The following is a 1,396-nucleotide window of genomic DNA, read 5'->3' on the forward strand; positions in this document are numbered from 1 at the left end:
CGCTGATCTCAAAGGCGAGTTTGCCGATCATCGTGTCCTCCTTTTCCTTCATCATGCAGGGGCGATATGCCTGCTTCGTGGAGGAGTTGAGGGCACAAAAAAACCCGCCACAGGCAAAGCCTGGGCGGGCGACTGGACCTACTTGGCGAATCGCTCACCGCGCATAAACGCGACGAACTGCGTGGCCTTCTTCTTCGTGGCGAATCCAGCGTGGGATCGGCCGTCCGCGTACACCATGTACCGGGGTCCGTTGCCACCTTCCTGCCGAATGGTGAACACCGGGAGGTGGTAGTCGGGGTGGCGGTAAAGCTCCCTGCGAGACTCGATCTCGATGACCCGAACAACGTGGCGCGTCAGGATCGCGCCGCCCCCGTGAGAGCGGCGGTTGGCGATCAGAATGGGCGTTTTCAGGGGACCGAGAGACCGGCTGACGGTCCCTGTTACGTCCCACTCCTCAAGCCAGTCGCGGCCCGTGGCGCTGTCCCCGAAGAACAGGCGGACCCGGACGCCTCGCCTGCGAGCCAATTCGAGCGCGGACTTCACGCCGTCCGGTGTGCCGGGCTCGAACCACGTCCCGAGATCATGGTTCCGCGCCTTATCGACTAGCGCCTGGTACTCCATGTACTGCTCGATGGTGCCCCGCTCCTCCGGTCGAGGGGCGGGCTCACCGAGGGCGCTCGCCAGAGCGCAGGCACGCTCGTAGCAGACATCAAACCCGAGGCAGGAATAGCCGGGACCGGCCGGGATCACGAAAAGACGCTGGGAATCATTGGTGGTTACGCTCATGGGTATCTCCTTCGGAGTGCAGGACCGGGATGGCCTGCTTCTCCGGGGAGTTGCACCCACAAAAAAACCCACCGCTGGCAGCGCCAGGGTGGGCAGGTAAGGTCGTTACGCGGCGTAGGCTGCCTTCCGGGACTCGATCGCTTCCAGCATCGTGTCCGTGTCGGAGAAGGTTTCGAGCGTCAGGTCACCATCAACGTAGGTCAGGATGGATTGCGCCTGGAGCGCGACCCATACACGCCGAGAAAGCGCGTCTCGCCAGTTGAAGACCTCGATGAACTCGGAACCCGCGTTGCGCAACCTGTCCTCGATTGCGTCCGGGTTCAAGCCCACAGGGCCTCGGAAGACATCGGGGGCGTATTCACGGAGCCGGTATTCACGGATCAGGTCCATCGTCTTCATACCCGGTCCTCCACGGCCATAACCTGAGCAAACGGCCCATGACGGTCTTCCCGGCGCTCGATGTACACCGCGAGCACGTTGGGCGGCGCCAGGGTCGAATGACCGACATAGGCTTTCTGGCCGCCTTTCCACTCATACTTGCACCGATCCAGCGGCCGAGCCCCGAGTCGTTCCGGGTTGTCGCTCAGCAGACGGCGCGCGGCATGGCGGG

3 protein-coding genes are annotated in these 1,396 nt (G+C 63.3%); all 3 read right to left on the minus strand.

Translation table 11 applies throughout. The features are described from left to right. Positions 1 to 138 precede the first annotated feature (138 nt). Positions 139 to 786, minus strand: a complete 648-nt coding sequence (locus C998_RS0113925) for a hypothetical protein (protein WP_018871480.1) — start codon at positions 784 to 786, stop codon at positions 139 to 141. A 105-nt stretch (positions 787 to 891) separates the two neighbouring features. Then, complete coding sequence (locus C998_RS0113930) at positions 892 to 1,185, minus strand: hypothetical protein (RefSeq protein WP_018871481.1); 294 nt, start codon at positions 1,183 to 1,185, stop codon at positions 892 to 894. After that, positions 1,182 to 1,396: DUF987 family protein (locus tag C998_RS0113935; protein ID WP_018871482.1), on the minus strand; the 215-nt coding region annotated here is incomplete at its 5' end. The genes C998_RS0113935 and C998_RS0113930, both read right to left, overlap by 4 nt.

Source organism: Thioalkalivibrio sp. ALgr3 (genome assembly GCF_000377325.1).
Classification (GTDB): Bacteria; Pseudomonadota; Gammaproteobacteria; order Ectothiorhodospirales; family Ectothiorhodospiraceae; genus Thioalkalivibrio.